At 62.5% G+C, this 17,605-nt stretch carries 13 protein-coding genes; 6 read left to right on the forward strand and 7 right to left on the reverse strand.

The window, feature by feature from the left end:
- Positions 1-12 precede the first annotated feature (12 nt).
- Genes AACQ95_RS22335 through AACQ95_RS22345 form a run of 3 tightly spaced genes read right to left on the reverse strand, consistent with a single transcriptional unit; the run spans position 13 to position 3,556 of the window.
- On the reverse strand, positions 13-1,572 hold the full coding sequence (locus AACQ95_RS22335) for an N-acetylmuramoyl-L-alanine amidase (protein ID WP_043554638.1): 1,560 nt from the start codon (positions 1,570-1,572) through the stop codon (positions 13-15).
- Entirely contained in the window at positions 1,563-2,036 is a 474-nt protein-coding gene (gene tsaE, locus AACQ95_RS22340; protein ID WP_241280033.1) for a tRNA (adenosine(37)-N6)-threonylcarbamoyltransferase complex ATPase subunit type 1 TsaE, read from the reverse strand. Before tsaE ends, AACQ95_RS22335 begins: the two co-directional genes overlap by 10 nt.
- Before the next feature lie 8 nt (positions 2,037-2,044).
- Positions 2,045-3,556 (reverse strand): NAD(P)H-hydrate dehydratase, encoded by a 1,512-nt coding sequence (locus AACQ95_RS22345; protein WP_241280035.1) that lies wholly within the window; start codon positions 3,554-3,556, stop codon positions 2,045-2,047.
- Between the two features lie 190 nt (positions 3,557-3,746).
- On the opposite strand from AACQ95_RS22345, the gene queG reads away from it, so the two are divergent.
- Entirely contained in the window at positions 3,747-4,889 is a 1,143-nt protein-coding gene (queG, locus tag AACQ95_RS22350; RefSeq protein ID WP_241280037.1) for a tRNA epoxyqueuosine(34) reductase QueG, read from the forward strand.
- Between the two features lie 83 nt (positions 4,890-4,972).
- On the forward strand, positions 4,973-5,731 hold the full coding sequence (gene ppgK / locus AACQ95_RS22355; RefSeq protein WP_043141820.1) for a polyphosphate--glucose phosphotransferase: 759 nt from the start codon (positions 4,973-4,975) through the stop codon (positions 5,729-5,731).
- Positions 5,732-5,798: 67 nt separating this feature from the next.
- Here the strand turns inward: ppgK and AACQ95_RS22360 are convergent, their stop codons facing one another.
- Complete coding sequence (locus AACQ95_RS22360) at positions 5,799-6,254, reverse strand: hypothetical protein (protein WP_241280038.1); 456 nt, start codon at positions 6,252-6,254, stop codon at positions 5,799-5,801.
- A gap of 471 nt (positions 6,255-6,725) precedes the next feature.
- On the opposite strand from AACQ95_RS22360, the gene metN reads away from it, so the two are divergent.
- The 4 genes from metN to rfaH all read left to right on the forward strand — a co-directional run bounded on the left by metN (position 6,726) and on the right by rfaH (position 9,922).
- The gene (metN, locus tag AACQ95_RS22365) at positions 6,726-7,769 is read left to right on the forward strand and encodes a methionine ABC transporter ATP-binding protein MetN (protein WP_043554634.1); all 1,044 of its coding nucleotides are present in this window, start codon (positions 6,726-6,728) and stop codon (positions 7,767-7,769) included.
- A 76-nt stretch (positions 7,770-7,845) separates the two neighbouring features.
- Positions 7,846-8,499 carry a methionine ABC transporter permease gene (locus tag AACQ95_RS22370; RefSeq protein WP_042865698.1) on the forward strand — a complete coding sequence of 218 codons (654 nt, stop codon included), beginning with the start codon at positions 7,846-7,848 and terminating at the stop codon, positions 8,497-8,499.
- Between the two features lie 26 nt (positions 8,500-8,525).
- Positions 8,526-9,326: a methionine ABC transporter substrate-binding lipoprotein MetQ gene (metQ, locus tag AACQ95_RS22375; RefSeq protein ID WP_043141813.1), complete on the forward strand. Its 801-nt coding sequence runs from the start codon at positions 8,526-8,528 to the stop codon at positions 9,324-9,326.
- 95 nt (positions 9,327-9,421) lie between these two features.
- Positions 9,422-9,922: a transcription/translation regulatory transformer protein RfaH gene (rfaH, locus tag AACQ95_RS22380; protein WP_043141811.1), complete on the forward strand. Its 501-nt coding sequence runs from the start codon at positions 9,422-9,424 to the stop codon at positions 9,920-9,922.
- A 148-nt stretch (positions 9,923-10,070) separates the two neighbouring features.
- On the opposite strand, the gene AACQ95_RS22390 is transcribed toward rfaH, so the two are convergent.
- Genes AACQ95_RS22390 through AACQ95_RS22400 form a run of 3 tightly spaced genes read right to left on the reverse strand, consistent with a single transcriptional unit; the run spans position 10,071 to position 17,558 of the window.
- Positions 10,071-12,047 carry a methyl-accepting chemotaxis protein gene (locus AACQ95_RS22390; protein ID WP_241280040.1) on the reverse strand — a complete coding sequence of 659 codons (1,977 nt, stop codon included), beginning with the start codon at positions 12,045-12,047 and terminating at the stop codon, positions 10,071-10,073.
- 38 nt (positions 12,048-12,085) lie between these two features.
- Positions 12,086-13,297, reverse strand: coding sequence for an EAL domain-containing response regulator (locus tag AACQ95_RS22395; protein ID WP_241280042.1), 1,212 nt, complete (start codon positions 13,295-13,297; stop codon positions 12,086-12,088).
- Entirely contained in the window at positions 13,278-17,558 is a 4,281-nt protein-coding gene (locus AACQ95_RS22400) for an ATP-binding protein (protein WP_241280044.1), read from the reverse strand. The genes AACQ95_RS22395 and AACQ95_RS22400 overlap by 20 nt, the downstream gene beginning before the upstream one ends.
- Positions 17,559-17,605: the final 47 nt, after the last annotated feature.

Consider the following 17,605-nt stretch of genomic DNA (forward strand, 5'->3'; position numbering starts at 1 on the left):
TGCCCACTGTCTCTATTCTTGGGGGATATAGAGCACCTGCCCTATCTGGATATCCCGTGATTTGAGTTTGTTGATCTCCACCAGGCGCGCCTGGCTCACCCCAAACTTCTCGGCGAGGCGAGAGAGGCTCTGGCCGCGGGTGACCACATGGCGGATCATCCTGGCCTTGTCGTTGCTCTGCACGCTGCTGACAGGCACGCTCGGCTCCTTGGCGGCCACCACATAGGGCTTGATCACACCGGCGCCGGACGAGCTGCTGACGCTGCTGACCGGGGCGCCGCCATCGCTGCTGCGGTTTGGCTCGGTGGCCGGCATCCGGTTGGTCACCACGGGCTGCGACTGCACCTGCGCCGGTTTGCTCACGGCGGCAGGCTTGCTCACCACCACGGGTCTGCTGACCGCGGCTGGCTTGCTGGCCTGCCCCTTGCCGGTCAACATGGCGCCCTTGGTCGGGTGGGCACGGTAGTAGTTGCGGATGCCTTCGAAGATGGCGCGAGCCAGCTGATCCTGATAGGCAGGGGTCGCTAGCAGCTTCTCTTCGGCGTGGTTGGAGATGAAGCCCGTCTCCACCAACACAGAGGGGATGTCCGGCGCTTTCAGCACCGCCAGACTGGCGTGCTCCGGCGCCTTCTTGTGCAACCTGGCCACCTTGCCCATGGAGCGCAGGATCTGGCGACTGACGTCGTAGCCCTCGGCGCGGGACTTGTCCATGGAGAGATCGAGGAAGGTCTGCGCCAGATAGGGGTTGGGATCGGATTCGGCCAATACCTTGCCCACCCCGCCCAGCAGTTCGCCCTGTTTCTCCTGCTTCTCCAGCCAGCTGCCCATCTCGCGATTGGCACGGTTGGTCGACAACACCCAGACAGAGGCACCGCGCGGGGTGGAATTGTGGAAGCTGTCCGCGTGCACCGACACCAGCAGGTCGGCCTTGGCCTTGCGGGCTATCTCGGAGCGCTTGTTCAGATCGACGAAGTAGTCGCCACGACGGGTCAGCACGGCGCGCATGCCGGGTTCCCTGTCGATGAGTGCCGCCAGCTTCTGGGAGACAGCCAGGGTGACCCGCTTCTCATAGGTACGGCGCGGACCTATGGAGCCCGGATCTTCCCCGCCATGGCCCGGGTCTATGGCGATCACCACCCCCCGGCCCTTGCCGCCCACAGGCGCAGCCTGCACGGCGGCGGAGGCTTTCTCTTCATAGGGCAGGTCGATCACCAGCCGGTGACCATAGGGGCCAGCCGGCGCCAGCGGGAAGACCACCGGCTTGATGGTGGAGCTCAAGTCCAGCACCAGTCGCAGGCCGCCCTTCTCCAGCGGAGAACTCTCGCGGATCTTGCGCACCAGCTCGCTGTTGTTCTCGATGCGGGCCAGATTGGTGACGTTGTTCGCCCCTTTGAGGTCGATCACCAGCCGATCCGGGCCTGTCAGGGTGAAGTAGTTGTAATTGGGGGCGCTGCTCATGTCGAGCACCACCCGGGTGTTATCCGGCGATGGCCACACCCGCACACTCTTGAGCTGATTCGCCCAGGAGGGTAAGGCCATCAGAGAGAGGGCAATAACAAGGATCAAGCGCACGTAGATGACAACCGTTCCAGAATGGCTTCGCCAATCGCAGTGCGAGCCTCTATCAGAGCCTCACGCTGCTCGTTTACATAAGTCAGGGTAATGTCCAGATCGGGCGCCGGCAGCCAGCCGTCACCCTTTTCTGGCCACTCCACCAGGCAGAGGGTATTGGCGGCAAAATAGTCCCGAATGCCCATGAACTCCAGCTCTTCCGGATCGGCCAGGCGGTAGAGATCGAAGTGGTAAACCTGCCACTCGGCCAGTTCATAGGGCTCGACCAGGGTGTAGGTCGGGCTCTTGACCTTGCCCTGATGGCCCAGCCCCTGCACCCAGCCACGGGTCAGGGTGGTTTTTCCGGCCCCGAGGGAGCCGTGCAAGAACACCGTGGTCGCCTGCTGGCAGGCGTGTGCCAAACGGCCACCCAGTGCCACTGTTGCTGCCTCGTCCGGCAGCGTCATCATCAACTGTTTTGCCATGTTCTTCTTTAACTTGTTATGGTGTCGGGATTAACCAGTCGACGGATAAAAGGCAGCAGGTCCGATGCCAGCATGCCCCGCTCTCCGTCTGCGGCGGCCAGATCGGCCGCTTCCCCGTGGATCACTGCGCCCAGCCGGGTTGCCTCGACGGCAGACCAGCCCTGGGCCAAAAGGGCGGCGATTATACCAGATAACAGATCGCCCATGCCGCCACTGGCCATGCCGGGATTGCCCTCGTCACAGAGCGCTATCCCCTTGCCGTCACAGATGAGCGTTCCCGCCCCCTTGAGCAGCACGACACCGCCAAAAACTTGCTGCAAGCGCCGCACGGCGGCAAAACGATCTGCTGCAATCTCGGCAATGGAGCAGCCCAGCAGGCGGGCCGCCTCACCCGGGTGAGGCGTAAGCACCCAATTATCCTGATGACGGGGACATAGCGCCAGCCAATTCAATCCATCGGCGTCCAATACCAGCCGTGTCCCCTCATTGACCAAGGACTCAAAATGGCGGCGACCCCATTCGTCCTGACCGAGTCCCGGCCCCACCAGCCGCACCGAGGCCCAGTGCTCATCCGCATCGGCCTGCGTATTCATCAACTCGGCTTGATAAAGGCTGACGGAACCATGACTCGGGTGCTGACATACCCGCACCAGACCGGCTCCTGCCCGCAGGCAGGCAAGACCCGCCAGCACTATGGCGCCCTGCATGCCCACATTGCCCCCCACCAGCAGCACCTTGCCGTGGGAACCCTTGTGGGCCGAGCGCTGGCGCGGTGTCAGCCACGGCTTGATGCCGGGGTAATCGATCCGTTCGGCAGCCGCTTGCAGGCCAGCCTCCGGCGTGACGCCGAGGGGATCGCAATCGAGCCGGCCGACACCATCCACCCCCTCGCCAGTGAGCATGCCCTGCTTGATGCCGATGAAGGTGAGGGTGCGGCTGGCACGGACCAGGGCCCCCATGGCACGACCCGTGTCGGCATCGAGGCCGGAGGGCAGATCCACCGCCAACACCGGCGCTCCCAAGCTATTGATTGTTGCGACGATCTTTGTCAGAAGCGGCGAGAGGGGGGTATGGACACCTGTGCCGAGCAGTGCATCTATCACCAGATCCGGCGGCGGCAGTGAATCAAGCTCGCTCGCGCCGGCCATCAGCACAGTCCCGCCCTGCGCCAGCCACTCATCGGCGGCCCGTCTGGCATCCCCCTTCAGCCCGGCGGGCTCCCTCGCGGCGATCACCTGGGGCTCGAGACCGATCTGCCTGGCGAGGCGGGCCAGCACATAGCCGTCACCGCCGTTGTTGCCGGGACCGACGAAGATCCACCAGTTGCGGCTCTGCGGCCAATGGTGGGTGGCATAGGTGCGCAGCGCCGCACCGGCCCGTTCCATCAGGGCGTAGAGCTCCTGCCCTTCGCGCTCGGCCCAGCGCTGCTCCAGCGCGCGGATCTGTTCAGTCCGCCACAGTGATTGTGGTAAACTGCGCACCTCTTTCCCGCTGATAGCATCCCCGATGACCTGTACCATGATGGCTCCTGACTTTCATCCATTGGCCCTGGCTGACACGCGCCGGGCACCCGATGCGACATGACCACTGCTGATTTTCACTGCCGGTTGACCCAGGACATCCCGCCTTTGGGACCGGATGCAGCATGAGCACGCCTGAGTTTCACCGCAGGTTGACTCAGGACATCCAGCCCTTGGGGCCGGATGCAGCATGAGCACGCCTGATTTGCAGCAGTTGGCCCACGATATCAAGCTATGGGCGAGCGAGCTAGGATTTGACCAGATCGGCATCACGGACACGGATCTCAGCCTCGAAGAGCCCAGGTTGCAGGCCTGGCTGGATGCCGGCCATCACGGCAGCATGGACTACATGGCCCGCCACGGCATGATGCGCGCACGTCCCCACGAGCTGCTGCCCGGCACCCAGCGGGTGCTGTCGGTGCGGATGAACTACCTCCCCTTCGAGGCCGGTTTCGCCGCCACCCTGCGCGACCCGACCCTCGGCTACATCAGCCGCTATGCCCTCGGTCGCGACTACCACAAGGTGCTGCGCAACCGCCTCAAACAGTTGGGCGATCGCATAGAACAACGCTGCCGGGAACTCTGTCAGGCCACGGGAGAGTGGCGCCCCTTCGTCGACTCGGCCCCCATACTGGAGCGGCCGCTGGCCGCCAAGGCGGGGCTGGGCTGGATCGGCAAGCATTCGCTGCTGCTCAACGAGTCGGCGGGTTCCTTCTTCTTTCTGGGAGAGCTGCTGATCAGCCTGCCACTGCCGCTGGATGCCCCGGTGGAAAAAGAGCAGTGCGGCAAGTGCGTGGCCTGCATCAATATCTGCCCGACCGGCGCCATAGTCGCGCCCTATGTGGTGGATGGGCGCCGCTGCATCTCCTACCTCACCATAGAGAACGACGGCCCCATTCCGGAAGAGTTCAGGCCGCTGATGGGCAATCGCATCTATGGTTGTGACGACTGCCAGCTCATCTGCCCCTGGAATCGCTATGCGGATGTGAGCCCCGAGCCCGACTTCAGCCCGCGCCCCAACCTGCACCGCCCGCCGCTGCTCGAATTGTGGCGCTGGAGCGAGAGCGAGTTTCTCAAGCACACTGAGGGGAGCCCGATCCGGCGTATCGGCTATCAGCGCTGGCGCCGCAACCTGGCGGTGGCACTCGGCAACGGCCCGGCCACCCCGGACGTCATAGCCGCATTGCAGCTGGCACAGGACGAGGCAGAGCCCATGGTGGCCGAACACATAGCGTGGGCGCTGGCGACCCTGGCCCGGCGCCAGCAGGATGACAGCAAAAAAAACCGCTTGTTGATCCGTTGCATCGAAAAAGGTCTGCCGGATCACGCATAAGCGATCTGCCCCTTGCTGGATACACGTCATTTTTTCATGCTCTGCCGACGGTTAACCGTCGGCACTATAAAAGGAACAATCTGATGCAGATGTTGGGAGTGGATATCGGTGGCTCAGGGATCAAGGGATGCCTGGTCGATACCGAAACGGGCGAGCTGATTGGCGAGCGCCATCGTCTGGTGACGCCGCAACCGGCCACCCCGGCCGCCGTTGCACATACCCTCAAGGCACTGGTGGAACATTTCCAATGGAAGGGCCCGGTGGGCTGCGGCTTTCCCGCCACCATCCACAACGGCATCGCCAAGAGCGCGGCCAACATCGACAAGAGCTGGATTGAGACCGATGCCGCCCACCTGTTTGCCGATGTGACCGGCCTGCCCTGCCACGTGATCAACGATGCCGATGCGGCTGGCCTGGCCGAGATGCGCTTCGGGACCGGCAAGGATCGCAGCAAGGGTGTCATCATCCTCATCACGGTCGGCACCGGCATAGGCACAGCCGTGTTCGTCAATGGCCAGCTGCTGCCCAACACCGAGCTGGGTCATCTGATGCTGGAAGGCATGGTTGCCGAGCACTACTGCTCGGATGCGGTACGCAAGCGCGAGGATCTCTCCTGGAGCCGCTGGGGAAAACGCTTCAACAAATACCTGGCTCGCCTCGAGTTTCTGTTCTCTCCCGACCTCTTCATTCTGGGGGGCGGCAGCTCCTCCAAGCTCGACAAGTTCATCGACAAGATTGAGACCCGGGCCCCCCTGGTGGCGGCCGCCAACCTCAATCAGGCCGGCATCATAGGCGCCGCCCTCCATGCCGCCGAGCTCAGCCGGGAACAGGCCCCCCGCTGAGCCGGACGCCTGGCAGAGAATGAGAGAGGCCCGGCAGATGCCGGGCCTCTCTCATTGCCCCCCTGTGCTAGATATCGTCGAGTCTATGCACCCCGTGCACCAGCCGGGTCAGGCGGGTCTGCTCCAGCGATGACAGCGCACTCAGCAGGGCGGCCGTCTCTTCCGTCGGGCATTCGCGGGCCAGGTGGCCCAGCTCGCCGATGAGTTTCTCCTCCTGACGGTACACCTGCTGCACTATGTCCTGAGTCTGGGCCGTGGCAGGCAGTGACAGCCGCTGGATGTCAGGCAGCAGATCCTCGCTGAACCCGCGCTCAAGCCAGGTCTCCCTGATCCCGCCCCCCAGCTGACCCAGGTAGTCGTGCAGATGGGCCTTGGCCGCTTCCTCCCGCTCTTGCAGATAGGCCAGCAGCATGCGGCTGCGCTCGCCATCCACCTCGGCCATCAGCCGCCCGTAACAGAGCCCGAGCTGGTGATGAACCAGTTCCAGATACAGCAGCAAGTCCTTGATCTGTTGAAATCGCATTGCTCTGCCCTCCCGCATACCATGCCCTTTAAGTATAAAAAACAGGCAATTGCAATCCAAGTCCAAGCGTGGTGCTTGTTGCGCTGCATCAAGACGCAGGCCAAGAAAGCAGCGATCAGAACAAAGTGGAATGATTTGTGCCGATCCGGTCGCGATAGCAGCATGACCAGGCAAACTCGACTCGCGACTAATAAAGAAGGAGATAAGACCACATTTACCATGTGATATTCGGCGATATGGCTACACTGCCAAATACAATATTGATGTGAGCCAGATCACCGTCCGCGTTAGTCGGCAAACGGGAATCCTTAGCACTTTTTTAGACGTCTAGAAGTATAAACACGCGTTGACACAGCCATCCAGACATCTTAGCATCATCCTCCATGATGACAGAGCAACCCAGTGGAACCTCTGCCCAATTCACCCGCCTGTAGCGCCCTGTGCTTTAAGGCTGTTAGCACGGAAGAATCCATGATTAAGTTGAACGGTCTCAACAAAGTCTACGGTAAAGGCAGTGATGCCGTGCACGCCCTGCGTGACGTGAGCCTGCATGTGCCACAAGGCAAGATTTTCGGGGTGATCGGCGCCTCGGGGGCCGGCAAGAGTACCCTCATTCGTTGTGTCAACCTGCTGGAGCGCCCGACAGAGGGCCAGGTCATCGTCGATGGCCAGGATCTGGTCGCCCTGCCGGAGCGGGAGCTGACCCAGGCCCGCCGCCAGATCGGCATGATTTTTCAGCACTTCAACCTGCTCTCCTCCCGTACCGTGTTCGCCAATATAGCGTTCCCGCTGGAGCTGGCAGGCTGGAGCAAGGCCCAGATCCAGGCCCGGGTCGACGAATTGCTGGCCCTGGTCGGGCTGGAAGCGCGCGCCCACGCCTATCCGTCCGAGCTGTCAGGCGGTCAGAAGCAGCGCGTCGCCATCGCCCGCGCCCTGGCGCCGGCCCCCAAGGTACTGCTGTGTGACGAGGCCACTTCGGCCCTGGATCCGCAGACTACCCGTTCGATCCTGAGCCTGCTCAAGGAGATCAACGTCAAACTGGGGCTCACCATCTTGCTCATCACCCACGAGATGGACGTGGTGAAGGGAATTTGTGATGACGTCGCCATCATCAGCGACGGCAGCCTGATCGAGCAGGGCGAGGTCGCCTGGTTCTTCAGCAACGCCAAGACCCAGCTGGCACGGGACTTCATCCACTCCACCATACATCTGGAGGTGCCGCAGGAGTATCAGGACAGGATGAGTACCGAGCGGGTGGCCAACAGCTATCCGCTGGTGAAGCTCGGCTTTACCGGCAGCACGGTCGATACGCCCCTGATTTCCGAGGCGAGCCGCCGCTTCAACATCGACATCAGCATTCTGAGCGCCGATATCGAGTACGCCGGGGGCGTCAAGTTCGGCTTCCTGCTGGCGGAGCTGTTCGGGGATGAGGCCCAGTGCGAGGCGACCCAGCAGTTCCTGATAGACAATCATATTCAGCTGGAGGTCATGGGTTATGTCCGCAGCAATGACTGATCTGCTCATCACTGCCCTCAAGGGCTGCCAGACGCAGTCCCTGATCACAATCGCATTCAGCTGGAGGTAATGGATCATGTCCGAAGCAATGATTAATCTGCTGGTCACAGCGCTCGGCGATACCCTGCTGATGGTGTTTGCCTCCGCCCTGTTTGGCTGCCTGCTCGGCCTGCCGCTGGGAGTGGCACTGCACGTGACCAAGGCGGGCCAGATCCTGGCCAACCCGGCCCTGAACAAGTTGCTCGGCATCCTGGTCAACATTGGCCGCTCAGTGCCCTTCATCATTCTGCTGGTCGCCATCATTCCGCTGACCCGGCTGATCGTCGGCACCAGCATAGGCACCATAGCCGCCATAGTGCCGCTGACCATAGGTGCCGTGCCCTTCATCGCCCGTCTGGTGGAAGGAGCCCTGATGGAGGTGCCGGACGGCTTGCTGGAAGCGGCCAAGGCCATGGGTGCCAAACCCCTGCAAATCATTACCAAGGTGCTGCTGCCCGAGGCCCTGCCCGGCATAGTCAACAGCGTCACCATTACCCTGGTCACGCTGGTGAACTACTCCGCCATGGCCGGTGCCATCGGAGGCGGTGGTCTGGGTGATGTGGGTATTCGCTACGGCTACCAGCGCTTTGATCCCACCGTCATGCTGGCAACCGTCGTCATTCTGGTTTTACTGGTTCAACTCATCCAGAGCGCAGGTGAGCGCCTGGTCAACACATGTGATCATCGTTAATCGTCGATTTCTGACAGGAGGTTTTTATGAAATTTGGCATTAAATCCGTTGCGGCTGCCCTGCTGGCTGGCCTGGTTCTGGCCGGTTGTGGTCAGAAAGAAGAGAACAAGACCCTGAAAGTCGGCGCCATCGCCGGGGCGGAATCCCAGCTGGTGGAAGCCGCGGCCAAGGTCGCCAAGGACAAGTACGGTCTGACCGTCGAAGTCGTTACCTTCTCCGACTTCGCTACCCCGAACGTGGCCCTGAACGATGGCAGCATCGATCTGAACGCCTTCCAGCACAAACCGTATCTGGATAGCCAGGTCAAGGATCGCGGCTTCGATCTGGTGCCGGTCGGCAACACCTTCGTCTACCCCATCGCCGGCTACTCCAAGAAGATCAAGGCCCTGGCCGATCTGAAAGAGGGTGCGCAGATCGCCGTGCCGAACGATCCGACCAACTTGGGCCGTTCCCTGATCCTGTTGCAAAAGCAGGGCCTGCTGACCCTGAAAGAGGGTACCGGCCTGGAAGCGACCGTGCTCGACATCGCCAGCAACCCGAAGAAGCTGAAGATTGTTGAACTGGAAGCGGCCCAGTTGCCCCGTTCCCTGGAAGACGTGGATCTGGCCATCATCAACACAGTCTACGCCTCCCAGATCGACCTGCTGCCAAGCCGTGACGGTCTGTTCGTGGAAGACAAGGACTCCCCCTATGTCAACCTGATCGTCTCCCGTGGCAACAACAAGGATGACGCCAAGGTGAAGGAGTTCGTCCAGGCCTTCCAGAGCGACGAAGTCTACAAAACTGCTGACGAACTGTTCAAAGGTGGCATAGTCAAAGGTTGGTAATCACTCACTCTGCAAAAAAGGCCACGCCAAGCGTGGCCTTTTTTATTGCCGCGGTTATCATAACCGGGAGCACGGCAACACGAACGTAACAGAACATGAAAAAATGGTATCTGGCCTACTGCAAGCCAAAGGAAGAGGCCCGCGCCCGCGCCCATCTCGAAGCCCAGGGGATTGAATCCTATTACCCCATGGTCGAAATCGAGAAGCTGCGGCGGGGCAAGCGTGTCCCGGTGCGGGAACCCATGTTTCCCAACTATCTGTTCATCTATGTGGATCTGGAAGAGGTCACCCCCGTCACCCTGAAGTCGACCCGTGGCATCAGCCGCATCATCCACTTCGGCAAGGAGTGGACCTCCATCAGCAGCCAGCTGGTCTATCAGTTGATGAGCCGCGACGACAGCGACGAGGCGAGAGCCAGCTACGCCAACCTGCCGACCCAGGGCGACAAGGTGTTGATCGAATCTGGCCCTTTGGCCGGATTCGAGGCCATCTATCTGGAACCGGATGGGGAGAAACGTGCCATCCTGCTGGTCAGTCTGCTCAATCAGGAGACCTCCAGCAGCTTCGACAACCAGTCTTTCCGCCGGCTGGACTAAGCTGGCGAGCAAGACCTCACGCCTGCTGGTCAGCCTGCTGAACCAGGAGACATCCAGCAATTTCGACAATCAGGCCTTCCGCCACCTGGATTGAAAAAACGGGGCAGGCCCATCGGCCTGCCCCGTTTTTTTGCCGTCTTGCTCCGCCTCAGGCATCCAGCTCGAAGCGACTGATGACGGACGTCAACCGCCCCGTATCCTGCGCCAGTCTGGCCACTATCTCCTCCCCCTGCCGGCTGCGCTGACTCGACTGACGGCTGAGCCCGGCGATCTCCTCCACAGTGCCCGCCACCTCCTGGGCAACCCGGGACTGCTGCTCGGTGGCGGTGGCGATCGCCCCCAGCTGACCGGACAGATCCTGCACCAGCTGCAGCATGGCACTGAGGGTCTCCGTCACAGACGCAACCGCATCTCGGCCCTGTTCCACCAGCTGGGTCCCGCTGCCGACCGTGCTCACCGTCTGGCGAGTCTGTTGCTGAATGCTGGCGATGGTCTGGCTGATCTCGGCCGTCGACTGGCTGGTACGGCTGGCGAGCAGACGCACCTCATCGGCCACCACGGCAAAACCGCGCCCCTGCTCCCCCGCTCGCGCCGCCTCGATGGCGGCGTTGAGCGCCAGCAGATTGGTCTGCTCGGCTATGGTGGCGATCACCTCGGTGACGCGTCCCACCTGCTCGCTCTGGGTGCTGAGCAGCCCCATGGCCTGATTGGCCTGGGCAATCATGGTCGCTATCTCCTGCATGGTAGCGGTCATGCGGCCGAGGGCATTGCCCCCTTGCCGTGTCTGCACCTCGGCCTGCTGGGCGGCCCGGGCCGCGTCGGCTATGTTGCCCGCCACATCCCGGGTACTGACCGACATCTGTTCGATCGCCGCCGCCACCGTATCGACCCGCTGATTCTGGCTCGCCAGATCGGTGACTATGGCCCGGGTGGTGTCACCGACCTCGAAGCACGCCCCCTCCACCTGCCCCACGGCCCCCTGGATCTCGCCGACCAGCTGGCGCAGTTGCAGGGACATCTGGTTGATGGAGCCCGTCAGCCCGCCCAGTTCATCCTGGCTCTGCACCGGCAGAGGACGGGACGGCAGACGGCCGTTGGCCACCAGATCGGCCCGCACCACCAGGCTGGCTATGTCCCGGGTCAAGCGGCGGCTGAACAGCAGGGCCACCAGGGTGCCCAGCACTATGACGGTCAGGGTGGCCAGCAGCAGGGTACGGTTGATGGTTTGTCCAGCGCTGGCCATCTTGTGGCCCATGCTGTCCACCTCGGCGCGGGTCTGGGTGACCTGGGCCGCCAGCTGGCCGGCCAGCTGGGTCAGTGCAGGCTCGATATCGGTCGCCATCAGATGGTTGGCCTGATCCCAGTCCGGCGCCTGACGCTTGCTGATCACCTGACCCACCAGCTCGGCGAAGGGGGCGGACATCTCTTCAAACAGCGACCAGAGGCCCTTCTCGGCCTCGGTAAAGTTGGCCTGCTGCTGTTTCACCTCGGCGACGCGCTGCTGGTGGAACTGGTAGTAGTCCTGATATTTGGTGCGATATTCGGGATCACCCGAGATGAGGAAGTCGCGCAGGGCGGAGAGCGCATTGGAGAGGCCGTTGTAGGCATCCCCCACCTGCTTGAGCAGCAGCCGGCGATCCCCCGGCAGCTGATCCTGCGGGGTGGCCACCTCTTCATTGGCAAAGGATTGCAGCTGATCGAGGGCCGATTCCGCCAGCGGGCCCGCCTCCAGCAGCATGAGCGTATGGGCGGGCAGGTTTTCCTCGGTATGGGCGATGGCCCACACCTTCTCCTGATTGCCCTTGAACGCCTTGAGAGACTGGGCGAGGGCCGGTGTGAACGGCTGCCGTTCGATGGCCTGCCAGGCCCCTTCCCACTCCTGCTTGAGGCGGGCGGCCTGGGCCGGATCCTTGCCGAGGATGAGGTAACCGCGCAAGGAGGAGACGGTCGCCACCAGCGCCTTCTGGCTTGCCTCATCCCGCTGCAGGGCGGGCAACGCCTGCTCCAGCAGATTGGTTTCGGCCTGCCCGATCCGGCCGAGCTGGTGATAGACCAGAGCCGAGGAGAGGAACACCAACAGGTTGATAAAACAGAAACTGAGCAATAACTTGCTTGAAATTTTCATGAACGTCCTTGTTCAACTGCGGGCATGCTGCCCGGCACTCAGTCCCCGATCAGACCCGGTAACCGTTCGCGCCAGGTGTCATGCCATCCCATCAATTCATCGCGCGGCATGGGTCGGGCGGAGAAGAAGCCCTGACACACGTCGCACCCCAATCTGGCCAGCAGTCGCCAGGTCAGTTCATCCTCCACCCCTTCGGCGACCGACTTGAGCCCCAGTTTGCGGGCCAGTTCGATACTTGACTCTATTATGGCCAAACGTGAGGGGTCCTCATAGCAGCGATCGACGAAGGACCTGTCCAGCTTGAGCTCGGTGAAGGGCAGCAGGGCCAGCTGCTGCATGGAGGAGTAGCCGGTCCCGAAGTCGTCGATGGAGAGCCCGAAACCGTGCATGCGCAGCCGGGTCAGCACCTCCAGCGACTTGCCCAGATCCTTCACGAACGAGCTCTCCGTCACCTCCAGGGTGATGAGCTCGGGGTTGATGCTCCAGCGCTGGCACTGGTTGATCAGGGTGTTGCAGAGATCCCCCTCGATGAGGGAGGTGGTGGAGAGGTTCATCGACAGGTTGAGGGAGAGCCCGGTCTGCTCCCACAGGTGGCCATCGCGCAGGGACTTGCTGATGATCACCTCGGTCAGCTGGTCGATGAGACCGTTGTGCTCCGCCAGCGGGATGAATCGAGCCGGCGAGATGAGGCCGTAGTCCGGGTGCTGCCAGCGGGCAAGCGCCTCCATGCCGACCCACAGGCCCGAGCCAAAACTCACCTTGGGCTGATACCAGGGCAGCAGCTGATCCTGCTCCAGCGCCTGACTCAGCTCATCCAGAGTCAGGCTGTGGCCGTCCTCCTCCTGAGCCCGCTCCTGTTGCGGCCGCCAGGCACCGATCAGCTGGCTGATATGCTGCTGGCTGGAGGGCTTCTCGATGCGCCCCAGCACCTGCAGACCATAGGCGGCACTCATCCGCAGCACGGCTTCGACCACGTCATCTTCCAGCGCGCTGGAGAGGATGATGCCGCCACGAAAGCCGCCGAGGGAGAGGCGGCGCAGCAACGCCATGCCGTCCATGCCGGGCATGCGCAGATCGCAAAACAGGATGTCGACCTGATGACGCTGACACATGGCCAGCGCCTCCAGCCCGTCCTGAGCCTCCAGCAGGGAGGGATAACCGAGCCCACGGATCTGGTGCATCAGTGCCTTGCGCTGGAACGCGTGGTCTTCCACCACCATGATCACCAACTCATGCTGTGTCTTGTTCATCGAGCCATAGTCCAATTTCGCGTGTAATAGAGTTCATCAGCGTCTGTACTGTCTGACTCAACTCGGTGAGTTCTTCCAGCTGCTTCAGACGGGCCGCCGCTTCGAGTCGAGCCGCTTCCTCTGCCAATGCCAACTGCCCCACCATGCGGGCAGCGCCCTTGATGCGGTGCGCCGTCTCCACCAGGGCATGGGTATCCTGGCGGGCCACCGCCTGCATCATGTCATCGCCATCCTGGCGGTTGGAATCCAGGTACTCCCGCGCCATGCTGCGGGCCACCTCCTCATCCCCGAACAGCGAGATCCAGCACTCCCCCTCCTCTCTGGCCGGTTCGGGCGGTTGTGGCGCCGCCTCGTCCACCGGCACGACCACCGGCAGCCAGCGAGCCAGCATCTGGCGCAGGGTATCCAGGGTGTAGGGCTTGAACAGCATGTCGTTCATGCCGGCCTGCTGCATCTGCAGGCCGGCCCCTTCCGACGTATCGGCCGTGACCCCTATGATGGGAGCCTGCTCCCCCTGCGCCCGCAGGGTCCGGGTCAAGCTGTAGCCATCCATCACCGGCATGTGACAGTCGGTCAGCAGCAGGGAAAAGTCCTGCCCCTGCCAGGTGCGCAGCGCCTTCTCGCCATCGTCCACCACCTCGGCATCCACCCCGAGAATGGCAAGCTGGCGCGCCAGCAGGGCGCGATTGATGGGATGATCGTCGGCCACCAGCACGCGTCCCTGCAACTGAGCGGCATGGGCCTGCACCGGATGGATCGCTTTTTCCCCCAGCAACTGGTGGCAAGTCTCCAGCAACAGATCGGGGTAAAGCGGAGATTGACCCAGGCGCCACCAGGCATCCGAACCCATGCGGCCACGCAGCGCTTCCAGCGGGGAGAGCACTATGCCCTTGAGGGCGGATTGCTGCAAACGCGTCGACCACTCGCTGCCCAGCGCCTGTTCGAGCCAGCCCTCTTCCGCTAATAACAAACCACTCACCGGCTGCTGCCACTGCTGCGGGTCCAGACGATTCAAGCTGGCCCCCAGCCGTTGCATGGCTGACTGCAGGGCCGCATCCTCGCCAAACAGCCACCAATGCTGGCCTGCCAGCGGCGGCGCATCCCATTGGCACTCCGTCAGCGGGAAACCGAACGTCAGCCGGGTTCCCTGACCCGGTTTGCTCTCAAGAGCCAGGCTGCCCCCCATTTTCTGGGCCAGCTGATGACAGATGGCCAGCCCCAGCCCGGTGCCACCGAAGCGTCGGGTTATGTCGGACTCCACCTGCTCGAACGGGGTAAACAGGCGATCCTGCTTCTCTTCGGCAATGCCGATGCCGGTATCGCTGACGGCGATGAACAGTTGCTCGGCGCGATAGCTGACCTGGATGCGGATCTCGCCCCGCTCGGTGAACTTGACCGCATTGTTGAGCAGATTGGAGAGCACCTGCCCCACTCGCACGACGTCGATGCGGGCCTGATCCGGCACCTCGGGCGCCCACTCCAGCGTCACCTTCAGCCCCTTGCCATGGGCCAGGGTGGCATGACCGCGGATCTCGTCGCAGATCACGGAGGCGAGGCGACCATCCTGATAATGCAGCTGCAGCTGGCCCGCCTCTATCTTGGAGAAGTCGAGCACGTCGTTGACCAGATAGAGCAGGTTGTTGGTGGAGGTGATGACGTTGCGCAGCATGTAGCGCTGATCTTCGTTCAGCTCGCTCATCTGCAGCAATTCCAACATGCCGTGCATGCCGGAGATGGGGGTTCTGAGCTCGTGGCTCATGGTGGCGAGGAAGCGGCTGCGCACCTGCATCGCCTGTTCCGCATAGGCGCGCGCCTCTCGCAGCTCGTTCTCCTGACGCTTGAGTGCCGTGATGTCCTGGATCACCCCGTTGAGGATCAGATCCCCCTCTTCCTGCGGCACGAAACTGCCGCGTACCTGCAAATAGCGATCCCCTTCGGGGCGCACGACCCTGACCTCCAGATCGAGCGGCGCCAGCGTCTCGGCATGATTGGCCACCTTGCTGACAAAGTCCTGCAGCGCCTCTTCGGTAAAGCCGAACACCTCGCCCCCCGACTCGGCCGACATAATATCTTGCTGACTGGCGCCCAGGATCTCGCTCGCCCCCTGGGAGGCATACAAGAAGCGGCCCTTGCCAGGCCCCTGCCACAGGTATTGATAGACTATGCCCGGCATGCTGTCGGTGATCTGGGTGAGCCGGGTCTCCGCTTTGCGGGCCCGCTCCTCGGCCTCCTTGATGCGGGTCACGTCGGTGAGCACGGTCAGTACGCCCAGCATGTCACCGTTCGGAGAACGATAGGGGCGCTTGGCATAGATGACGTGGAACATGGCACCATCCTGGCGGCGGCTGTACCCCGCCCCTTCCAGCTGCTCACCGCGCTGCCACACAGCCAGCTCCTCCCTGAGCACCCGCTCCCGCTCCTGGGGCGGCATGCCGTCGAGATCGTCGCAATCATCGCCGACCTTGGCCCCGATGAAGGCATCCCGATAGGCCTGATTGCAGAGGGTGATACGCTGCTCGCGATCCCGCAGCGCCACCATGTTGGGCAGGGAGTTGAGCAGGGTCTGCACGAAGGTCAGCTGCTCGTTCAACTTGTGCTCGGCCAGCTGGCGCTGGACTATCTGGCGGCGCAGCGTGCGGTTCCAGCCGATGAACAGCAAGACGCTGAGCAGGAAGGCGCCGATCCCGAAGGAGGACCAGAGCAGTACGGTCGCCGGATTGATGCCGGTCTGTATGCTCAAGGAGAGCCATTTGTGCTCCAGTTTGGCCAGTTCCTCCGGCCGGATGGAGATCAGCACCTTGGTCAGGATCTGCTGCAGCATGGGATCTTGCTGGTGCACCGCCATGGCGACAGGCACCCGCAGCTCGTTGCCGGAGAAGACCACCTGATAGCGATTGTTGAACCCCTTCTGCAGCGCCAGCTCCAGGGTCGTCATGCTCATCAGCACATAGTCGACCTCATGCTGATCGAGCAGGGGCAACAGCCTGGTGTCGCTGCTGACCGTCACCGGATAGGCCCCCACCTCCTGAAGTATCAGCTCCTCGACCGAACCACCGACTATGCCCACCTTGTGGCCCTTGAGTGCGTTGAGGTTTTCCAGCTCCTTGCCCCCCTGCCTGGCGGCGATCACCCTGTGAATGAAGGCGTAATCCGGGGTAAACAGTGTGTACTGGCGCCGCTCGGCTGTGGGGGTAATGGCCGGAATGAGATCCAGCTTGCGCGCCTTGAACAGCGCTTGAGTCTCGGCCCAGCTGCTGGTCGGCACCAGGGTGAATTTGAGGCCGGAGCGCATGCTGAGCAGCTTGAGCAGATCGGCGAGGAATCCCTTGAGCTGACCATTGCCGTCGATCTCGCTCACCGCCGGCCAGTCGGGGGCGACGCCGAATCTCAGGGTCGGGTGCTGCGCCAGCCACTCCAGCTCGCTCTGGTTGAACACTATCTGACGGGGGCCGTTGGCCAGTTCGTAGTCGACTATGCCGCCAGTCTCCAGAATGCGGCGTCGTTCATCGAGAGGGATATCGTTGAGAGCCAGCTCCAGCAGGCCCAGCAGACCCTGATTGTTGGGGCCTACCGCCATGGCCAGCGAGGTATCGGTCACCCACTCCGGGGTGATCACCTTGAGCCCGGCCTGCTGTTGCAGGCGCTGCAAGCGAACCAGGGCGGGCAGATCCGCCAGATAGGCATCCGCCAGACCTTTCTTCACCATGAAGACAGCCTCGTCGCTGCTGTCGGCCTCCACCAGGTGCGCCATGCCAAGCTGCTCCAGTTCCTCACAGGAGCTGAAACCGTGTTCACACACCCAGCGCAGTTGACGGGCCGCCGGCAGGCTCAGCTGATCATCCCCCTTCGCCAGCAGGATGCCACGGGGCAGCCCCATGAGATCCGAGGTAAAACGCATCTGTTGCTGCCGGGAGTGGCTGGGGGTCACGCCGATCAGCATGTCGACCTCGCCATCGAGCAGGGCCTGCTGGGCTCCGGCATAGTAGGGATAGGTCTTGTAGCGCAGGGTCAGCCCCAGCCGGCTTGCGACCAGGGAGGCAAAATCGTCGAGCGGGCCGCTGAAACCACCCCGGCTATTGGCATAGACATAGGGGGGCCAGGCTACCGAGGGCATGCCGACCACCAGGTCGCTGCGCGAGGCGAGCCACAGCCGCTCGGACAGCCCCAGTCGATCCTTGTCCAGGCCGGTTTCTGCCACGGCAGCAAGGCTCCAGCAGGCAAGCCAGCACAACAGGAAGGCGCGATAGCAAAGACGCAACATGGACAACTCCTGAACAGATCGGAGAGCGATGATAGAGATTTTGGCAA

The sequence above is a fragment of the Aeromonas sp. MR19 genome (assembly GCF_963899305.1).
In the GTDB taxonomy this organism is placed as follows: Bacteria; Pseudomonadota; Gammaproteobacteria; order Enterobacterales; family Aeromonadaceae; genus Aeromonas; species Aeromonas bestiarum.